This is a genomic window from Paenibacillus kobensis NBRC 15729, assembly GCF_004000825.1.
Taxonomy (GTDB): Bacteria; Bacillota; Bacilli; order Paenibacillales; family Paenibacillaceae; genus Paenibacillus_T; species Paenibacillus_T kobensis.
The window spans coordinates 1-20154 of record NZ_BILZ01000076.1 but is presented as its reverse complement, the minus strand read 5'-3'; the positions used below and the strand labels follow the sequence as shown (position 1 = coordinate 20154).

Below are 20154 nucleotides of genomic sequence, written 5' to 3'. Positions count from 1 at the left end.
TCTATGCGGAAGTGGCTCAGCGGTAGAGCATCGCCTTGCCAAGGCGAGGGTCGCGGGTTCGATTCCCGTCTTCCGCTCCATTTTTGTTTTCTTGGCGCCATAGCCAAGTGGTAAGGCAGAGCTCTGCAAAAGCTTTACCCCCAGTTCGAGTCTGGGTGGCGCCTTCACCAATCATATGTGCCCTTAGCTCAGCTGGATAGAGCGTTTGACTACGAATCAAAAGGTCAGGAGTTCGAATCTCTTAGGGCACGCCATTAACGGGATGTAGCTCAGCTTGGTAGAGCACCTGGTTTGGGACCAGGGGGTCGCATGTTCGAATCGTGTCATCCCGATATGATAAACATTTATCCCTTCCAAGGGATTGATCGATAACGTGAAACAAATGAAACACCTTCAAGAGAACGCCCCGCCGCAAGACATGGGAGGAGCCCTGAAGGTGTTTTTTGTCGTCTTCGCCGTTGACCGCTTAGCTTCGGGCCGGATATAACGAGGACTTGCCTCTCATCAAATGCTGGAGGAATAATCCTTAGTCAATATCCGAGCGGTTGAGTCCTAGCGATGGGAGTGTCTGCAGCTTCTAGTTCGACTTTTCCTTAAGGAAATGCAGGATTTGCTTGTCCGTTACACAAGGAGTAGGGCCGGACAAGCCGTTATACGGTGGTCCCTGCCCTTAGCAGCAATCCCGCCAACGTAGCGGTTACCGGCATCACGCTTAATTTTGTTGCCGCACAGATTGAACAAGGCAAGACCGCAGCTATACCGCTGCGAGCACGATTAGCCCCGCAGCAGACCACCGTCACCATCGGCGATGAGGTGCGCGGTCTGAAGAAGACCAGCAATAACCTGCAGTTCTATGTGAATGGCGCAGCTTTCGCCGATCTGCACTACAAGATCAACAACGGTGCTCAGGTGAATGTCGGCATGCCCATCGCGCTGCGGAATGGCAACTTCACCTACTCGCTGAACAATCTTCAGCAAGGGGATAAAGTGGAGTACTTCTTCACTTATAATCCGGGGCAAGGCGCGCTGGATACGCAATGGTTCACTTATATCCATGGTGTGATGTTGGGATCGTAGGCATAATCCAACCAAAGGGCCGGGGCAGTCACCTCGTTAAGGGTGGCGGCCTCGGCTATTTATTTGTTATTAGGGCTCGAGGACTCAATGTAAAAAGGAGGTAAAAAGAAATACTTCTAGAATATCACATAAAATGAATACGCTTACCTATTTGAGGAATGGCATTAAGACTAAAGGAGGATTAGAACGAAGATGGGACGGAGCACAAGCCTGCCTCACTTGGGAGGGGCTGACGGCATTCGGGCGATTGCCTGTATGGCGGTCATTTTTCATCATTTTGCTCAGCGATTAGCGCTGGAGGATCAGCAGTTCGGCATTCAGCAGGCACAATCCTTCTTTCTGTTAGGCAATTCGGGTGTCAGCATTTTCTTCGTGCTGAGCGGATTTCTGCTGTCCTTCCCGTTCTGGCGCAATTATTTGTCCGGAGCGGAGTTTCCAGGGATGCGCCAGTATCTGTTTCGGCGGGCTGCGCGGATCATACCTGGTTATTACGCGGCTTTTCTTGTCAGTATGGCGCTGGTGCTGCTGCTGAATATTCCGAGCGAGCACTTCGCGTTGCGGAGTGTGACCGGACTAACCTTCACAGCGGGCTTTCATTACATAACGATGTTCCCTTCGGACATCGATAGTCCTTTCTGGTCGATTTCGTTCGAGGTCTTCTGTTATGCGCTCATGCCGATCTTCATGGCGGGGATGTTCAAGCTGTTGGCCAAACGCTCCTTCACGCCCTCATTCGTGTACTGGATCGGCGCCTTACTCGTTACGCTGCTGTTGAACCAGCTTGTTCATCAGTTCCTGACGCCCGGCAATGTGAATCGCGGTTGGGATTTCGGCCAGATCGGCGGCGCAAAATATTGGATGCCGAATTATAATCCGATCGGCTTCTTCGGCCACTTCGCGGTCGGTATTATGGCTGCGGGAATTGCGGCGAAGCTGAGGCTGCCATCCGTTCGGGTGGAGAGAATGCAGCGGGCCGGGCTATTCGATACGCTAGGCGCCGCCGGCTTTATATCGGCATTCTTGATGCTGTGGACCCATCGCCATGCGCTCGATTTCAGTGCAAGCTGGCAGCATCAGCCTTACTTTTATCCGTATTTCGCGGTGCTGATTGCTATCCCGTTGGCGACAGGCTCGCAATCGATTGTTCTGCACAGGCTGCTCGATAACCGCCTCTTCAAATACACGGCGCGAGTATCGTTTGGGCTGTACTTATGGCACTATCTCCTGATCGCACTGACCGCCAAGTATTGGGCGAAGGATTATCAGTATATGGGGGTTTCAAGCATGGGGCGCTGGGCTATGTTCTCGGCGGGTATACTGATTGTATCCTTCGTGATTGCCTCGCTTTCTTATACCTTCATTGAGAAGCCTGTGTTGGATTGGGCTCACGGGAAACGGAGACGAGGGGATCGGACCGCCGGGCATAGCGGGACGGTTCAGCAGGAGGCTTAATGAGGCGGCGGCGAGGAATTGGATGGGCAGCGGTTGGGGTTGGATCGAAGTCCGGAAAGGCGGTTCAGGAGATTCTCCTGAGCCGCCTTATTTTATAGCCGCTAAGAACGTAAATAAGATCAGGGATTCGGACTGGCCTTCGTCATTTCGGCCAGCATACGTTGGCGAACGGTTATCGGATTCAGATCAGGAGAGGTGATATGCTCTACGTAGCGTACAGCGCTATTGTCGATTTGGACATCCGCCGCCTTGATGGCGCCGTACAATTTGTAATGCGGGAGAAAGACCATTCCGATCTGGTTTGCAAAGACTTGAATAGGACGGACCAGCTCACTGATCGTGTAGCCGATCATGCCGCCCGATTGGTAAGACGATTCATCGCCTCCAATGGACATCGCCACAACAAGTTCTTTCCCGCCAACGGCTTTACCTCCGGTTCCGAACAACCACGATGTCGTAAACACGTCATCGAGCCACTGCTTAAGCAATGCGGGTACGCTATACCACTGAATGGGAAACTGCAGGACGATGCGGTCATGCCGTGCGATAAGCTCTTGTTCGTTCTTCGCGTCAATGGCGAAATCGGGATAAGTCTTATACAGCTCGTGAACCGTAATACGATCCGGATATTCACGCAGTTCCGACAGCCAGCGTTGGTTGACGCGCGATTGTTCGATTCTCGGGTGAGCGGCAATGATTAGAATATTCATTGATCTCCTCCCTCTGGCGAGGCATCCATCCCAGTTTCCTTGCGTATCGTTGACAAAATAATCACTCTCCTTGAGGTCATTATATTTTTGACTGAGTTTCAAGTCAACCAAAAAAATGTAAAAATTTAGTCCGGTCTAAAAAATGAAATAGCCGATTCGGAGATCTGGCTTAACTTCTCGCTCATTGTCCGGTTGATTTCCGTCTTGGTTCGTTCCTGTGCGTTAAGCTCTTGAAGCAGCTGATCCAAATAACTCATGCCTTGCGAAATAGCTCCCCAGAATTGCATCGCCATCAGGTTCGCATCGCCCTGGCGGAAATCGCCGCTGCGAATGCCACGGTCGATCGCTAGCGCCATCGGCTGGATAAAGTTCTTCATCCAATCGAATGGAGACAACTCTCCCGGCTCATAGAGATGATGCAGATCAAGGCTGATTCGCATATAGAAGCGCTGGGTCTGAGGGTCTGTAATTACGCGCTCGCAGACGATGGCGGCATAGTGCTTGAATTGCTCAAGAGACGGTATTTCCTGTTCGAAATGCACCGTCGTAAACCGCAGGGACTGGTCCATCATGAACTCGTACAACTCGCGGAAAAGCTGTCTTTTATTCTTGAAATAATAATAGACCAGTCCGTTCGCCAGACCGGCTTGAACCGCAACATCGCTTAAATTCGTAGCTGCAAATCCCTTCTCTACATATACACGGATGGCCGCCTGCAAGATTTCTTGCTTGCGCTGCTCGCGAATAGCCTCATTTTGTTTATTCGTGCGGGGAGACATGTCATCACACCTTGTTCGGTTTTCATTATTTCCAGTATACGTGACAGTGGTCCAAATGGAAAAGATACTTATCGGACAGAACTTTCTTATGAAAATAAACCGGCAACGTTTCCCCTTTCGGCGAGACGTTGCCGGCTTTGGCTGTTATAAATCGATTCCGACCATCGATTGCGCCAGCGACGGCGTATCGGTTATCAGGCCGTCGATCTTGAACTTCAGCATCTCCTTCAGATTGTGACGCCCGTTCACCGTCCATACCCATACCTCTCGATCGGCGGCATGAGCACGGTTCACGAGTTGCTCGGTCACCATCACTCGCTCAACGGTATAGAAGTCCACGTCCAGCGACGACAGATCGCCGAAGGCGAAATACATAATTTGACCAATCCGGATGTCAGGCGACAGCGCCCGGATTTGCCGCAGCATGCTGCTGTCGAAAGACTGAATGTATATGTCCTCTTCCATCTCGTAAGCATGGATCAGCCGGATGGTCTCGCGCACGAGCGGCTCGCTCGGTCCGTGCGGCTTCAAATCGAGCAGCAGCTTGATTCGTCCTTTGGCCACGGTGAGCGTTTCCTCAAGCGTGGCGACGGGGACCGGTACCCCGTCCGCGTCATGCCCGATCGTAAGCCTGCTTACTTGCTCATACGTTAAATCGGCGACCCGGTTGTTCACCCCGGCCATCCGCTTGAGCGTGGTGTCGTGGTTCAGAACGGCGACGCCGTCTCTCGTCAACTGAACGTCGATCTCGACGGATTGAATGCCTTTGTCGATAGCGCTCTGAATAGACGGCAGCGAGTTTTCCGGCGCGTTCTCCATGTCGCCCCGATGAGCTGAGATGAGAACGCTCCACTTGGCATAGACCAGGTGGCCGCTTGCCTTCAAGCCGACGAACAGCGCCAGGCTTACATAGACGATGGCTATCGCGGCGAATAGCATCCGTTTGCCCGCGAACTGCTTCGCTGCCCCGGCCAGCTTGTCCTCCCAGCGGCCTAGGAAGCTGCGGTACAGCTTCAGGTGATCGCGCGGCAATTGTCCCCTCTCCCGTTTGAACGCGTAGAACAAACGGGTGATCACGATGATATTGAACGGCATAATCGCCAGCGTCAGGACATAGGTGAGCATCGTGGATAAGGTCAGGGAATAATGCTCGGTGAAGGCCTTCAGGACGTTGTGATTGAGCCAGTAGGGCAAGAATGATAAAGACGAAAGCAGCGCGAAGCCTGTACCAATGAAGACCGCGTTGATCAGGAACAATGAGGCGAGCACTCTCAGACGTTTGCCTCGCGTCAGGTGAAGGCTGCTTCGGATCGCAGAGTCGATCGTTCGGCCCTCGAGGACAATGTAGTGCAGTACGAAAATCCACCGCAGCACCAGGTAGATGGCCGCAGCCAGAATGATGACGTAGACGATCGTCATGATAATGGACGGATGCAGCACATTGCGCTGCAAGAAGAGCGGCACGTTGAACAGCGCATAGAACGATTCCGACATCGGCGAGTCTACGAACGGGATCAGCACGAGCAACATGACGAACAGCTGCACGATGCCGAAACCAAGCAGGTGAGGCGTCTGGCGGAACGCGGCTAACAGCGCATCCGCGATCGCGGCCTTATTGCCGAAATACCGCTGCTGCACGAGTATGATAAGAACGGACAGCTCGATGAATACAGCGAATGATGCGACTAGACCAATGGCAAGCATACCGAGCATGCCTTGCCAGTTCAAGCCGAGTTGAACGATATCGTCGTTCATGAGCGAACCGGAGCCGACTACGGTCAGAATACGGTTGAAGATTAACGTGATGATCGGGATAATGACGACGCTGGTGATCAGCATGAATAAATACTCGAAGATCAGCAGTTGCGGGTACGCGGCTCGGAAGTCGCGGATGCTTCGCCGGAGCAGCTTGATCATGGGGTTCATCCTTTCTCCAGCCCTTCTCGGTTGTAACGATTAAACGGCATGTTACAAAAATACAGCATCTCCCGAGATAAAACTAGTATCTAGGTCCTCTATTAAGTAAACAAGCGCTACGGCAATGAATGGACAAACATTGTTGAAATTAGATCCCCCTGTGGCATCTATTATGATGAGAATGAGAGGGAGGGAAGAGTCATGGCGGTTTGACGGCGTGTCTGATCTTTCCGGAGATCCGGAAACTTGGGCTGCATTTTAGGTTATCGACCCCAAGGGAAATCGTATTAATGTGTGGAATTGTAAGTAGAATACAACATCGTTCATGTAACGGTCAGGAGATGCAATCGGATGCAAAAGACATTGTCCGTAAATTTGGTGCCAACGCCTAGTACGATCGTTCAGGCTACTCATATGGTGCTGCAGCATACGGATCAAGCAAGCCTATCGCTGTCTGAAGTGATGGGATATTCATCGCACGCTTTTCGAATCAATGTGCGGCCGAAATCTATCGAAGCCGACAGCCCCTACACGATTCATGGCGGAGAGGCACTGCGCCGGGGCTTTCAACTATTGGGATTCGATACGCAGATCCTATGTCCGCCGGTCAAAAGCATTACACCTAATATGTTGACCGATATTGTAGATGCTATAAGGCAGAGTCTCGACAGGGGAATACCTGTTGCGGGCTGGAATCTATTCGCGATGGAATTCGGTATTATTTATGGCTATGACGATTCACGCGGCGTGCTGCTTGCCCGAGACAATTCATTCGACGGTCCCATTCCATACGACCAGCTTCCGAACCGGCGGATTCTGTGCCTGTGCGTCCTCGGCCAACCGATTGAGATCGAGCGTAAGGACCGGTTGAAGAAGGCGGTTGCCGCTATTCTCGACCATGCTTATAGCCGGGACGGACTTGCGTGGGATCAGGTTCAGGATGGATTACGCAGCTATGATGCATGGATCGATGCTTTTAACGGGGACAAAATCTCCAATAAAGGAAATGCGCTCAACCTTCACCTGATCTCGGATGCACGGCGCCATGCCGCTGCTTTCTTAGAGATTGTGTCCAAGCAGTGGGAGGATGGAACGGCATATGGTACGAATGTAAGCCGTCTGGCCGAACAGGCGGCAGCTCATTATGCCGATGCGGCAGCATGTCTGGGGGAGCTTGCGATGATGTATCCTTATCCGCTTCGTAAAAAAGGGGCCAATCCCCGCCAGAAAGAAAACGTCCCGCGCAGCATTGAACTTCTTAGCCGTACGAAAGAAGCGGAAGAGCGCGGGATTGCGGTTTTGAACGAGCTGTACGCAATAGGTTGATTGATATGAAAGGGCTGTGGCCGGTTATGCGAAATTGACCTGACCCGCTGCAGCCCTCTTTGGGCTTTCCGTATGCGGTCTTCCGGGCTTATTCAGTCGGAGTGCTCAATCGATATCGCCACGCCGCCTCTTTTGCGCCCTTTCTCTACAAATTCATGCGCTTCAACAATGCGGTCCAGAGGGTAGGTTCTGTCGACGACGGGTTTAATGTGTCCTGCATCGATTAGCTCTCTGAGCGTATCCAGACGTCTGGATTGCAACAATAATTTGCCATCGTCGATCGATACATATTTCCCGGTTGGGCTCAGCGATTGTCTGCATCGTTCTTTTACTTTGGAATTTTTAGTTTGGCCGGCGGTATCGAGCATGAGGTCATAACGGTCGATGGATTGCACCGCAGCATCATCAATGGTATAGTCGATCACTTTATCGGCCCCCAAAGATTGTACAAACTCTAAATTCCGGGTACTGCATACGCCCGTCACTTCAGCGCCATAATGTTTGGCTATCTGGACGGCCATTGTACCGGAAGTTCCTGAGGCCCCGTAGACAACAACATGTTGTCCGCGTTGAAGCTGGCCTTCCTCTATTCGCTGTAATGCCAGAAGTCCTCCGTATGCAGCAGCCGTAGCTTCTTCGTAGCTTATCGTTGTTGGCATAAGAGACAGACATCCGTGTAGGGAGTCCGTTTCTTTCATACACTTGTACTGCGCGTATGCGCCAAGTCCAAAACCAGTGATCCCATAAACCTGATCGCCAGCCTTAAACCGTTGGATGTCCCGGCCGACGGATTCGACTTCACCCGCCAGCACCAGGCCGATAACAGATTTTCTCGGTTTGGTAATCCCCAGGGCAAGGCGCATCGGCACCATGAACCGGAGCGGGATTCGCGAACCTCGAATATACAGGTCGCTTGCTGTTACGGCTGAGGCATGGATTTTGATGCATACTTCATTGCGCTTGGGAGAAGGTTTGACAATGTCCTTAAGCTGGAGTACTTCAGGGGGACCGTACTTGGTACACACAACCGCCTTCATTCGATCAATTCCTTCCGGATTGGAATGGGAGATCTTTGACCAGAATACACACGCTGATAAAAATCACGAAAGGGACGATGAACAATCCCCTTCGTGAAAACCATTTCGGCATAAACATATATTCTTGTCTGATACGGAGTAGTACGAAGAAAATGCTTTTAGATTTAGCCTTTAGAATCGATATTGACCGATGAGCTCTTGGCATCCCAGCTTACGTTCATGCCGAGTGACTCTCCGACGAATCGAAGCGGGATATACGTGGAATTGTTGACGGATTGGGGAGCGACGGTCAGTTGCTTCGCTTGGCCGTTCACATAAGCGGTCTTCGAGCCCATGGCCATTTGGATGTTCAGGCCTTCTCTAGTGCCGGTTATGGTCTGTGATGCAGGGTCCCAACCTACTGCGAGACCAAAACCTTCGAATAGAGAGCGGAAAGGCACTAATACAGTACCGCCATCCTTAATCGGTGCGACAGACAGGGGCAGGGACAGATTATCTTTGTATACTTGAATTTGTTTGGGACCGAAGGCCACGAGTCCGATGTCGTGGTTGCTCGAATAGATATTGCCGTTCTTCCCGATTACGATCTTTGTAATCTTGTGCCAGAAAGCATTTCTAAGAAACGCAAATATTTCTTGTCCATCGGGGTTGAGGCCGATAATATTCCCGGACCCGGTATTGAAATAGGCGTTTCCTCGGCTGTCAGTCACAAGCGAATCAAAATCTACGCCATAATTTTCTGTTGCTCTTTCGTCATACTCCGATATAATATCTCCGGCGTAATCAACCTTTTGGACTATTCCCCGAGGTATAATATAATATCCTCCCTTACCGTCTGTCGGAATACCGGAAGAACGGATATCGGCAATATCGGAATCACGAGTCATGGTCACGGTGCTTCCATCTTCAGCGTTTAATGCATGCAGACCACTGACTGTCAACATATAGAGGAACCCGGCATCGGAGAAATACGGATGAAAGGTATTGTACGGGTCCAGATAGTTTTGGGGAGCGGATGTCCATCTCACGTTGCCTAGTGAGTCCAAAGAAATGATTTCCTTGTTAGCAGAATCCACGTATATATTACTTTGCGGATCGGTAAATAGATTCGATATATGCAGGCCATCTAAGTAGTCTGAGCTTGTGATGTCTTCATCAATCCAGTTGATATCGCCTTTCGCGTTCCGTGATACCAGTCCTTGGTTGGTGAAATACACGAGGTTCCCCTGCGCATCACCGGCAAAGTGGTCATCAAATTGGCTTATTATTGTACTGGTAGGTGAGAGATTCCATTGCACTTTCCCTTCCGGTGACAATGCATAAATCGATGTCAATCTTGGGTCCCCTAATAGGTTTGAGCTATGTGCATAGATCGTTCCGTCCTGCCCGAGTTTCAGATAGATGACCGGGTTTTCGAACCCCATATCCAGTTGGATACTCCATTTGACCTTGCCGTTCGGATAAATGGCTTGTACGATATCATCTGCATCGGTCGTATATATGATTCCATTCTGATCCTGAACAATGTCAACTAAAAGTGAGTTGTCGATTTTCCATTTGGTTTCGTAGTTGGCCGAGTTGAGAAGCATCGGTTTCGGGCGTTTCGGAGGCGTCTCTTTGTATTCCCAATCCAACTGCACTCCAGTTGAGTCGGATAAGTGGACGTTTGCAGAGGCGCCAAAGGCTAGACTGGGCATACTCATAAGCACAAGCATAATAATCATAAAACAAACGGTTGGTATTCTAAATTTATTCATTATTAACACACCCTCCCACCAATAGATTCTATATGAAAATAAGGCGAAAGAGTAAGTGTGCCGTAGGATTTATAACAAAAAAAGCGATAAGACAGCACCAAGACGACCGTCTTACCGCTATATCTTATTTAAACAGCATCGTCGGATCGATTCCAAGAAGATTGTTATGTTGATAGCAGGGGGCCGGTAGGAATCTAACTAGGAATCTGGCAGCAGAGAGTAGTGGAGGTATCGCCTACACTACTCTCTGCTTTTTCTCGTGCATTAGCGCATAGGTACCATACAAAGATAGTACTATTGAGGCCCTTTTCCTCTTTGTAAAATGGTGATTGCAGGGAGGGGGCTGGTTATGCGCAAAGGAATCGTGCTGTTGTTGCTTACACTTTTGTCAGCTCTTACTTATAGTTACACGAACCATTCGGACCAGGATCCATATCTCCTGACAGATTACAGCCGGCTGCATCCCGTTAAAGTGAAACGTATCGTTAAGGGGCAAGAGACCGAGCAACTGGTTCAAGTGGTGCGCGACGCCGCTGCCCAAGGTCTGAAGGTCTCTATTGCGGGTCAACGACATAGCCAAGGCGGCCACACCTACTACAAGGACGCGGTCGTAGTCGACATGACGCCGTTTAACCGCGTGTTGGCTATAGATGCTGCCGCTCGTACGGTTACGGTCCAGGCGGGCGCAACGTGGGCTGATGTACAGCGCAGTATTCAGCCCTATGGACTGGCGATTCGGACGATGCAGTCTCAGAATATATTTACGGTGGGCGGTTCGCTTAGTGTTAACGCCCACGGACGAGACATTCGTAATGGATCATTGATCAAAAGTGTACTATCTTATCGTTTACTTATGGCAGATGGCCGGATTCTGGAAGTTAGCCGCACAAGTCATTCCGAGCTGTTCCCGCTCGCGCTTGGCGGTTACGGCTTGTTCGGCATTATTCTCGACGTCACCTTGTCACTAACCGATGATGAAATCTATCGGCTACGAGTTGATACCGTGTCGACAGAGGACTACATAGATTACTTTCGACAGAATGTGCTCGGAGATCCGAACATTCAGATGCACTTGGCGAGGGTGTCGGTGGGACCGGATCATGATTTGACGGATATGTATGCTTTGAATTATGAGATTGCGGCTGAAACGGAGCAGGATCCAGGGTTATTCCGTTTGCGTGACAACGAACAGTGGGTCACACCAGCCAAGGCCTTGTTCCAGTTGAACCGGTTGTCCGACGCTTGGAAAGATACCTTTTGGAAAATGCAGTTGAAGGTGTTTCAAGGTCAAGACGGGGAGCTCATCAGTCGGAATAACGCGATGCGGTCCGACTCCGATTTCATGGAGACTCAAGAGCCGGGGTGGAACGATCTGCTGCAAGAATATTTTATTCCAATGGATGAGTATGCGGATTTTCTAAGGGACTTTGGCTCTGTATTGAAGCGTCATGAGATGAATCTGCTCAATATTACGGTGAGATATGTAAACAAGGATGATGAAGCCGAATTATCGTATGCGACGGAAGACATGTTCGCGCTCGTCTGCTTGTTCCGTACACCACTTAGCGAACAAGGGCAGGAGAAATTCGGTGAAGGGATTCAGACCGTCGTGAATCAGGTCATCGCACATGGAGGTACTTATTATTTGCCCTATGCGGGATACCCGACGAAGGCACAGCTGTATGCGGCTTATCCGAAGGCGGAGACGTTCTTCCGGCTGAAGCGGAAGTATGATCCAGACGAGCTGTTCTACAACGGATTTTACGAGCAGTATGGCGTGAACTAGGGGGGCATAAGGTGAATATTCGTACATTAATTCGAACGCAGAGTATTGTCACTTTCGCAGGGGGATTCATTTATCCGTACTACTTGTTGTTTCTGAAAAACCTAGGTAACAGTTATTCCAAATATGGGTTGGCATTCGCCGTGTTCACAATCAGTTCTGCTGCCGCTTCGCAGTTATTGTCACGCTATGTAGACCGGCATTCGAGGCGGCTGATGTTAACAGGCTCGCTTGGGTTGACGGCAGCGATGCTGTGTTTCCCTTGGGTGATGTCTTATATGGCAGTTCTCGTTCTCCAGATTGTCATGGGTATGTGCAATGCAATGCAAAGAATGAGTGAAAAGGCGTTGTTGGCCGACGAGACCGAGGCGGGGAACAGAGGCAGGCCTATAGGCGATTATCATTTCTGGACGACCGCCACATCTGGCGGCGCGATTCTGGCGGCGGGGTACGTCATCGATTATTTGACTATAAACGTATTGTTTAACGTTAGTGCGCTGTTATATGGCATAAGTGCTTTACTGACTTGGCGGCGCCGTATGAACGAGGCATCATAACGGAACGCTGTCCGCCGGAGTTCTTTTTCGAATTTACGTGCCCCGTCATAAAAGCTAATATAGTAATAAGGCTGTCATTGGAAGGGGCGTTCACAAGAATGGTTCAATACGATGCTTCTCTATTGTTGAAAGCGATTTCAGATCGCGTGATTCCAAAAGATGAGTGGCCGTCGGCGACCGACGCTGGAGTGCTGGCTTACTTGGAGCGTCATGCGGTTCAAGATGCCGCCGCCTGGGCGGATGTGATAGAGCCTGGGCTTCGGGCCCTGAATGCTGAAGCATTCGTACGGCACGGCCAGTCATTCCCGGAGCTGTCAGCAGAAGAACAGGATCGGTTGCTTCATGACGCAGAGATTGATTCCTTGCGGGATTGGTCGGTTTCTCCCAAACACTTCTTCAATACGTTGTTGAATCTCGTTGCCGAGGGATACTATGGCAATCCGGAGGCAGGCGGGAATAACGGGGGCAAGTCGTGGGAGATGATTGGCTTTCGCCCCGGTATTGTGACCGATACGGCAGTACCTGCCCCAGAAGCGGACTTGCCGCAAAAGCCGTTCGATCAGCTTCAAGACCGCTACGATGCCATCATTATTGGAGCGGGTGCCGGCGGTTCGGCAGCGGCGGCCGTATTAGCTGAGGCCGGGCTTCAAGTGCTTGTCGTGGAGCGCGGCAGCTGGCTTCGCTACGACCAGATTGGCCGGGATCACTTGCGTAATCATCGGCTCAGCCATTATGGACATAACACAGGACCTGCACGTGAGGGTCATCCTCGTACGATTACTCTCCCGAGCGGAGCCGAGCGAATGACGGTGCCCCACGAGGGGGACTACCACAATAATGCGATGACGCTCGGCGGCGGAACGCGGGTTTACGGGGCCCAAGCCTGGCGGTTTCATCCGGATGACTTCCGTATGGCGAGCCGCTATGGAATACCGGAAGGGAGCTCGCTGAGCGACTGGCCGATTCGTTATGAGGATCTCGCACCCTATTACGACAGGGCGGAATGGGAGATTGGCGTTTCCGGTGACGGCAATGCCCATTCGAGTCGAGGGGAGCGGCAGCGTGATTACCCGATGCCGGCCCTGCCGCTGACGTTGGATGCCGAGCGGTTAGCCCGCGCAGCGAAGAAGCTGGGCTGGGAAGCGGGACCGGTTCCGCTCCTCATCAACTCCGTAGAGCGGGACGGGCGGTCGGCTTGCGGCCGGTGCGGCGAATGTGTCGGGTTCGCTTGTCCGACCAACAGCAAGAACGGCGGGCACAACACGATGCTGGTCAGAGCTATGGCTACCGGCAATTGCGATCTCATCTGCGATACGATGGTGGAGCGCATCGACACGGAAGGCGGAACGCATGCCACCGGCGTTCGGCTTGTACAGGAACGGGACGGCTCTATTCTGCGGCGGCAAGTGCGGGCGGGGCATGTGGTCGTTGCCGCGGGAGCCATCGAAAGCGCACGGCTTCTTCTCCATTCCGCAACCGACTCGGAACCCGATGGCATCGGCAATCGGAACGGACAAGTCGGAAGGCATCTGCAGGGCCATGTTTATTCTGGCGCTTACGGCCGTTTTGATGAGATCGTTCAAGACGGTCTTGGACCCGGGGTGAGCATTGCGACCTTCCGCTTTGATCATAGCAACGAGAGTGGGGTAATCGGCGGAGGATTGCTTGCTAACGAGTTCACTCGGCTGCCGCTCATTCACTGGTATCGGGCGCTTGCGCCGAATGCGGCTCGATGGGGGATCAAAGGCAAGGAAATGATGAGAGATAGTTATTTGCGTACAAGTCAAATTATGGGCCCGATCCAAGAAATCCCGAGCGCTGACTCCCGGGTGCGTCTTTCGAAGACGGTCAAAGACCGTTATGGCATACCTGTCGCTAGCCTCTCAGGGAGTGTTCATCCGGAGTCGCTTCGAGCTTCAACCCTGTTGGGAGAGCAAGCGGAGAAGTGGCTTTGGGCGGCTGGAGCGCGCGAAGTGTGGCGGACGGGGCCTTATGGCGGGCTAAGCGCCGGACAACATCAAGCAGGTACACTGCGGATGGGGAACGATCCTTTGACATCGGTCACAGATCCCGAAGGCCGCGTGCATGGTTATGACAATCTCTGGGTGAGCGACGGCTCCGTACATGTGACCAACGGCGGCGTTAACCCTGTGCTGACGATTATGGCGTTGGCTCTTCGTACCGCTGAGAACGTGGTGAAGCAAGGGTAGGGGCATTCTAGCGACAGCGGACAGCGTGGTGCAAGCTCCAACTGCGACTCTCTTAAGGAGGGCAAAAGATGATAGAAAAGGGAAGCATTAAAGCTATTATTCATCGAGAACAAGCCTATAACTCTGCCTTAGTGGTGTTAATGTGCGGCATAGCTGGATCGGGGAAAACTACTTTTTCTCAGAAGTTAGAGAAGCTCGGCTTTACACGTCTGTCTATCGATGAAGAGGTCTGGTCTGTATATGGCCGCTATGGAATCGATTACCCCGCTGAAAAATATAGGGAGTACTTAGATGAATCGCATAAAAGAATGCGCAGCAAACTAGTTGAACGGATTCAGGAAAAGAAACGGGTAGTCGTCGACTCTAGCTTTTGGAGCCGATCTGAAAGGGATGCCTATAAGCAGCTTATTGAGAGCGAGGGAGGAGAGTGGAGGCTCGTATTTCTGAAGGTGCACCCGAATGAACTGCGAAGACGCCTTAAAGAACGGAGTGAACGTTTTGATGCGAATGCAGCCTTTACTATAACGGAAGAAATGCTTGTGACCTTCCTCAACGGGTTTGAAGAACCGCATGGTGAGGGAGAAATCGTAATTGAAAACGAAAACGAATGATTTCTTCTCGGCTACATTCTTGTGTGGGTCGAACGTCCTCGCCTATTGAAGAAGAACAACAGTTGGGGACCTCGCAAGTTACCGGGACGATCCATTCGTTAATTCGTTATGCGAGTACCATCTCCAAGGCAGAAGCTTGGCTGAGAAACCGATAGGGGCGCGTTGAGAGAATAGTCGTCCTTTTTTTTATACCCCCCGTATCTCGAATTAAATTTTGCTCGTTATGATAGAGGAAAAGAAAAAATGGAGGGTTGTTTATATGAAAAAAATCGTTAGCAAAGTCAGCGGTATCTTCATTCCGGTGACGGATACGCGCCGATCGGCGGATTGGTACATACGCGTTTTTGGTCTGGAGATTATTGAGATCGATGAATGCTGCGCGGGACTCGCGTTTCCGGGAGAGGCGACGAGTATTAATCTATGGAAGGTTAATCGTCCGCAGCCCACGCAATTTGAGTCGAGCGGCGGGTTTCTTGTCCCATACTACAACTTCGAATCTTTCGACATCGAATATTCGCATGCTTCGCTTAAGGAACAAGGCGTAGAGGTTCAGCCTATCGTGAATGATACCGAAGGTGTCCGTCACTTTGACTGTCTGGATCCGGACGGGAATGTGATCGGAATCGTGGAAGAGCTGCCGGGCTCGGCTTATTACCCGCATAAGCAGAAGTATAGACGGGACTAAGCGTTATGGAGATGGCCTTCGAGCACGAGTTCGAGAAGCAAACGACGGCATACCGGACGGAATTGCTTCGCTACTGCAGGAGGCTGGCCGGTTCGGAATGGGACGGCGAGGATTTGTTCCAGGAGGTCATGTTGAAGGCGTACCGCAGATTCGAGCGTTGGCCGGAGCGGGAGCTGTCCAAGCCGTATCTGTACCGTATTGCGTCGAATGCTTGGTTCGATATTTGCCGCCGGCGTAAAATCGCATTTTATCCGGAGAGAATTGAGGATCTGAGTGCGATCGCGTACTCCGAGTGGAGCCGCTTTGACGTTCGGGAATCGTTGGAATACTTAATGGATACGTTGGAGGCAAGGCAAGTGGTGTTGATTCTGCTGTCGGATGTGTTCGGCTTTACGCCTGCCGAGTCGGGACATGCGTTGGGCCAGCCTATAACCGCAATTAAAGCGGCACTTCACCGGGCCCGTTCCAGATTGAAGAAGGCGGCCGACCGTGAGTTGTACCGATTATCAGAAGAGAGCAGGCCGGAGAGGCGGGGCGAGCATAGCGCGAAGACAGATAACGATCTGTTCGAGTCCTTCGTGAGGGCGTTCCGGGAAGCGGATACGGAATCGATGTTTCAATCCTATCGGGATCTAACGGTGCAAGGTGTAACGGTAGACCGGGTTGTATTCGTGCGCGGGCAGGCTTGGTTTTATTTCAAAGATCCGGACGGCAACATCCTGATGGTGTCAACGCCTTACAAGAGGAACGAGGAGTAAGTTCGTAAGCCGAAGAAAAAGAAGCATTCAGAAACTGGAAATTTATTTGTGTGATGCTATTGCATTTCCTACAATCCCAAGTATAATACTAGGTATAAGCGACAGGCAAGGATGGAGATAGCTTATGCTGACTAACGTAACGCTCGAGAAACGCTGGGTGGACGACTACTTGGATTTGTTGAATTATGCGAAGCAAATCGGAGATATGGAATGGCAGCAAGAGATTGTAGGCACGCTTGGCGATGCGGAGCAGCGAGAGAAGCAATCATCGCGCGAGCTTCGTGCCGAAGCGCTATGGCGTCAGTTCGATACCGTGAACGCGACAATGCTGGAACTGTATCGGCAACTGCGTGAAGCGGGGAACGCGAACATTGCAGCCCGGATTAACGAAGAAGTCTGGGAACTCAAAGTTCGGCGAATCGAGATTAGCAGACAATTAAACGCCCGATAAAAAAATAAAAGCCCGAATGCAGTTATCTGCTCTATCGGACAATGGATAATGCTATGCACTTGAGATATTGATGTCTGCGTGCAGCCGACTGCTCCGCAGTTAAGGTGCAAATCCATGGCCTAATGGATTCGTACAATTAGTTTATCATTATACAGCGAAAACGACAACCGCTTGTGTTCGATTCTTCTTGGCAGAGAGGAATCTTACATGGCGGTTTGTTTCATTTGGCGCATCATGCTCATCATCGTTGTCATCATCTCGTCGCACTGCTGCATGTTGGACATCATGCTGTCCATATCCATCGTGTCCATCATATTCATCTCTTGCATGCAGTCCATCATCATCTGCATGTTCTTCATTTTACACATCATTTCGTCCATGCACATCGTCATCATCATTTTCATCGTCATCATCTCCATCCTATTCACCTCTTTCTCCTACTGGAACTATTTTGCTCACAAATAGAAGATTAACCGATATAGATGGAAAAAACAAGATAAATTTAATAAAAATATTGATTTTGTATTAAAGTGTATGTTACTATATTTGATTTATAAATCCTGTATGATTGATTGGTATTGTGGGCGTTTAGCTTATATAGACAGATGAAAATAGGGCGGCCGCCATCAAGAAGGGGATTGCTCCGGCTCATTCGGATAGGGCTGCAACAATAAGAAAAGTCTAATTGCAACGCGGGCGGCTGAACGTCGTATAATGAAAGAGTCCGAAAAGTTCCATAGTATATATAAGGAAAAGCATGCTAGGAGGCCATCAATGGCTTACGATCTGCTTCAGAATTTTATCGACCAGTTCGGAGCGCTCTCGCTGTTTCTTGTGTTGTGCCTTGGAATCGTGGGCCTGCCCATTCCGAACGAAGTCGTCGCTATGACGGGAGGAGCGGTTAGCTCCGGGGATTTGCTAAGCCCGGTCCCGGCTTTCGTCTTTCTATACTTAGGCGTGTGCTCAGGTGCAACGGTTGGCTATCTGCTCGGCAGGTTCTCGGCGCAGACATTCGTTCGGCGGTTTCTGCGCAAACCAAAGTTCGGCAAGTTCATGGCCAAGGCCGAGGCGCTTAATGTCAAATATGGCAGCTTCGCCGTTAGCATCAGCTGTTTTTTTCCTTTACTGCGCAACGTAACGCCATATTTGGTCGGGATGAATAGAATGTCCTACCGGAAGTTCGCATTGTTTTCTTACACGACTGCACTCTTGTGGACCTCTATCTACTTTACTGCAGGTACATTGGTCGGCAATCAATTAGACGAAACAGGCGATCTTATTGACCGGTACGGTTATTATTCGCTTGGTGTATTGGGCCTGGCATTGGCCGTGCTGGTGGTTCGATTGAGGCTGAGGCACAAGTCCTCCTCGACGGAATCTGGGGAGAAACAATCCGAATTGGGTACGTAAGTGAATCGAGGTTCTACTAATCATATGGATGACCGAGAGGCTGCCTGCTGCGGCGATGCTCTCGGTCATTTTTTTATAGCCATGTAACTTTCTGGCAGGGGCTCTCGTTAGAGAGGTAAAGCCTATTGGGGAGAAGCGGAAGGGAATGAATCCCGAAAGAGGTGTCCGATGAAAAAAATCCAGCACAGCTTATTATTCCTCGTCATACTCGCCATAATATTGCAAGCCTGCAGTAAGCATCAAGATACCGAAGAGGCTGCCGCGGATACACCCCGGATTAAAGAAACGCCGAGTGCCGCAATAGACGGAGAAGAACCAGTGCTCCTTATTACACTTGATGAAGACAAGGACGTCGCCATGCTGACAGCCAACCGGGATATCGATCAGCAGTCGGTTGAAAAGGCCGTGCAATCTACCTTTTGGGTCACACGGAAGGATAAGGCCGTAAAGGCGGAATACATTATCGATTCGATTGATTCGCGCCGAATGGACATCCGTTTTCCGAATTTGCCTCAAGGAGCTATGGTTCAATCCAAAGTGGAAGGCGCTAAAGCCATGGATGGAGCACCCTTCCGAGTTCAATCGCCTCAGGACGGTTTAGTCATCACCATGTGGCAAGGCATCGCATGGAGCGGATTTCGTTGGTTGGATACAACGGGAAGAACGGTTCGCGAGCGCGCCATGAACTCGGCCGCTTTCGTTCAGCCTTCGGGCGATGGGGAGAAAGACTGGCTGATCTATACCCATGACCAGACCGTATTTCGGTTTAATTTGGAGAGCGGAGACATGAAGGATGTCACCATCCAAGATTGGAAGGAGGATAAATCCAAGTACTATAGCGAATACGGAACCAATGTCATTTATTCGTATCCGGTCGGACGAGAAGGCTTCTATGCGGCGAAAGGGCTGCAAACGATCTATTATGTGAATGCAGCGGATAATAAGAGTCAGCTCATTTATGAATCGGAGCGTCCGATCTACGGCATGGCCTCTTCTCCTGACGGTCAGTATATCGCTGTCCTATTGGATTCGGAGTCCAATCTTGGACCTTATGCCGATCTTTTGGTCATCGATGCCAAAGGCGAGGTTATATCGGAGTTTCTGAGGGCGGCCTATATGGGACATAGCGAAGGGTGGCATTTCATTTATCCGGTCAGGTGGATGGATAAGGAGACCATAGCGGTTCCGCTCGTCGGCAGCTCGGCTGAATCCTTCTTCAGGGGAAAGGCGTTGTTCCATTATAGGAAGGGGCACCTGTCCAACGAGGCGGATCCTGCACTGCCGGAAGATGCGGTCGCTCTGTTGAACTCGGAGATCGATGATCTGGATGGGTTAGAAATCAATCAGGTGTTGCCAAAGCCTAACGATTTAAGCAGAAGATATTATGCCGTGTCGCTGACGGACGGGAGCTATCTTATTGACCGGGAAGAGAAGAAGGTCATGCAGCTCGGGTTCGGTACATTAGCAGGGTGGACGCCAGGGGGACAAGTTGTCGTCTGGCATTCTACGGAAGGCAAGTCTGTGAATTGGGTTGGCATCGAATAAAATGGAGTAATCTCCGAATACATTTCCAGTCCAATAAGTGCCGGAATTTTAACAGGCCGCTTCGGCTGCCGGCGGGATGCGATCCCGCC

At 50.9% G+C, this 20154-nt stretch carries 18 protein-coding genes and 4 tRNA genes; 16 read left to right on the top strand and 6 right to left on the bottom strand.

Annotated elements, in window-relative coordinates:
* Window positions 1–5: 5 nt before the first annotated feature.
* The 6 genes from PKO01S_RS26025 to PKO01S_RS26000 all read left to right on the top strand — a co-directional run bounded on the left by PKO01S_RS26025 (window position 6) and on the right by PKO01S_RS26000 (window position 2529).
* Window positions 6–80, top strand: a tRNA-Gly gene (locus PKO01S_RS26025).
* A gap of 13 nt (window positions 81–93) precedes the next feature.
* Window positions 94–164 (top strand) — tRNA-Cys (locus PKO01S_RS26020).
* A gap of 13 nt (window positions 165–177) precedes the next feature.
* A tRNA-Arg gene (locus tag PKO01S_RS26015) sits at window positions 178–254 on the top strand.
* 4 nt (window positions 255–258) lie between these two features.
* Window positions 259–332 (top strand) — tRNA-Pro (locus PKO01S_RS26010).
* Between the two features lie 325 nt (window positions 333–657).
* Window positions 658–1077 carry a hypothetical protein gene (locus tag PKO01S_RS26005; protein ID WP_246070743.1) on the top strand — a complete coding sequence of 140 codons (420 nt, stop codon included), beginning with the start codon at window positions 658–660 and terminating at the stop codon, window positions 1075–1077.
* Window positions 1078–1269: 192 nt separating this feature from the next.
* Window positions 1270–2529: an acyltransferase family protein gene (locus PKO01S_RS26000; RefSeq protein ID WP_127534364.1), complete on the top strand. Its 1260-nt coding sequence runs from the start codon at window positions 1270–1272 to the stop codon at window positions 2527–2529.
* A 119-nt stretch (window positions 2530–2648) separates the two neighbouring features.
* On the opposite strand, the gene PKO01S_RS25995 is transcribed toward PKO01S_RS26000, so the two are convergent.
* The 3 genes from PKO01S_RS25995 to PKO01S_RS25985 form a co-directional block, all read right to left on the bottom strand.
* Entirely contained in the window at window positions 2649–3239 is a 591-nt protein-coding gene (locus PKO01S_RS25995) for an NAD(P)H-dependent oxidoreductase (RefSeq protein ID WP_127534363.1), read from the bottom strand.
* 125 nt (window positions 3240–3364) lie between these two features.
* Window positions 3365–4018 (bottom strand): TetR/AcrR family transcriptional regulator, encoded by a 654-nt coding sequence (locus tag PKO01S_RS25990; protein WP_127534362.1) that lies wholly within the window; start codon window positions 4016–4018, stop codon window positions 3365–3367.
* A gap of 144 nt (window positions 4019–4162) precedes the next feature.
* A complete protein-coding gene (locus PKO01S_RS25985; RefSeq protein ID WP_127534361.1) occupies window positions 4163–5935 on the bottom strand; it encodes a glycerophosphodiester phosphodiesterase in 1773 nt (590 codons plus the stop codon).
* 351 nt (window positions 5936–6286) lie between these two features.
* Between PKO01S_RS25985 and PKO01S_RS25980 the strand changes: the two genes are divergently transcribed.
* Entirely contained in the window at window positions 6287–7261 is a 975-nt protein-coding gene (locus tag PKO01S_RS25980) for a hypothetical protein (RefSeq protein WP_127534360.1), read from the top strand.
* A gap of 92 nt (window positions 7262–7353) precedes the next feature.
* Here the strand turns inward: PKO01S_RS25980 and PKO01S_RS25975 are convergent, their stop codons facing one another.
* Together PKO01S_RS25975 and PKO01S_RS25970 are read right to left on the bottom strand one after the other, a co-directional pair.
* The gene (locus PKO01S_RS25975) at window positions 7354–8298 is read right to left on the bottom strand and encodes an NAD(P)-dependent alcohol dehydrogenase (protein WP_127534359.1); all 945 of its coding nucleotides are present in this window, start codon (window positions 8296–8298) and stop codon (window positions 7354–7356) included.
* 164 nt (window positions 8299–8462) lie between these two features.
* On the bottom strand, window positions 8463–10055 hold the full coding sequence (locus tag PKO01S_RS25970) for a stalk domain-containing protein (RefSeq protein WP_127534358.1): 1593 nt from the start codon (window positions 10053–10055) through the stop codon (window positions 8463–8465).
* 349 nt (window positions 10056–10404) lie between these two features.
* Here PKO01S_RS25970 and PKO01S_RS25965 point away from each other — a divergent pair, with 349 nt between their 5' ends.
* From PKO01S_RS25965 to PKO01S_RS25935, 7 genes are all read left to right on the top strand, one after another.
* Window positions 10405–11841 (top strand): FAD-binding oxidoreductase, encoded by a 1437-nt coding sequence (locus PKO01S_RS25965; RefSeq protein ID WP_127534357.1) that lies wholly within the window; start codon window positions 10405–10407, stop codon window positions 11839–11841.
* An 11-nt stretch (window positions 11842–11852) separates the two neighbouring features.
* Window positions 11853–12395 carry an MFS transporter gene (locus PKO01S_RS25960; protein ID WP_127534356.1) on the top strand — a complete coding sequence of 181 codons (543 nt, stop codon included), beginning with the start codon at window positions 11853–11855 and terminating at the stop codon, window positions 12393–12395.
* Between the two features lie 98 nt (window positions 12396–12493).
* On the top strand, window positions 12494–14605 hold the full coding sequence (locus PKO01S_RS25955; protein WP_127534355.1) for a GMC family oxidoreductase: 2112 nt from the start codon (window positions 12494–12496) through the stop codon (window positions 14603–14605).
* 68 nt (window positions 14606–14673) lie between these two features.
* The gene (locus tag PKO01S_RS25950; RefSeq protein ID WP_127534354.1) at window positions 14674–15216 is read left to right on the top strand and encodes an AAA family ATPase; all 543 of its coding nucleotides are present in this window, start codon (window positions 14674–14676) and stop codon (window positions 15214–15216) included.
* Between the two features lie 259 nt (window positions 15217–15475).
* Entirely contained in the window at window positions 15476–15901 is a 426-nt protein-coding gene (locus PKO01S_RS25945; RefSeq protein ID WP_164779777.1) for a VOC family protein, read from the top strand.
* 5 nt (window positions 15902–15906) lie between these two features.
* On the top strand, window positions 15907–16659 hold the full coding sequence (locus tag PKO01S_RS25940; protein ID WP_127534352.1) for an RNA polymerase sigma factor: 753 nt from the start codon (window positions 15907–15909) through the stop codon (window positions 16657–16659).
* A gap of 124 nt (window positions 16660–16783) precedes the next feature.
* Window positions 16784–17110, top strand: a complete 327-nt coding sequence (locus PKO01S_RS25935) for a hypothetical protein (protein WP_127534351.1) — start codon at window positions 16784–16786, stop codon at window positions 17108–17110.
* A 203-nt stretch (window positions 17111–17313) separates the two neighbouring features.
* Here the strand turns inward: PKO01S_RS25935 and PKO01S_RS25930 are convergent, their stop codons facing one another.
* On the bottom strand, window positions 17314–17529 hold the full coding sequence (locus PKO01S_RS25930) for a hypothetical protein (protein ID WP_127534350.1): 216 nt from the start codon (window positions 17527–17529) through the stop codon (window positions 17314–17316).
* A 355-nt stretch (window positions 17530–17884) separates the two neighbouring features.
* Between PKO01S_RS25930 and PKO01S_RS25925 the strand changes: the two genes are divergently transcribed.
* The gene (locus PKO01S_RS25925) at window positions 17885–18520 is read left to right on the top strand and encodes a DedA family protein (RefSeq protein WP_127534349.1); all 636 of its coding nucleotides are present in this window, start codon (window positions 17885–17887) and stop codon (window positions 18518–18520) included.
* 168 nt (window positions 18521–18688) lie between these two features.
* Complete coding sequence (locus PKO01S_RS25920) at window positions 18689–20065, top strand: TolB-like translocation protein (protein ID WP_127534348.1); 1377 nt, start codon at window positions 18689–18691, stop codon at window positions 20063–20065.
* Window positions 20066–20154 lie beyond the last annotated feature (89 nt).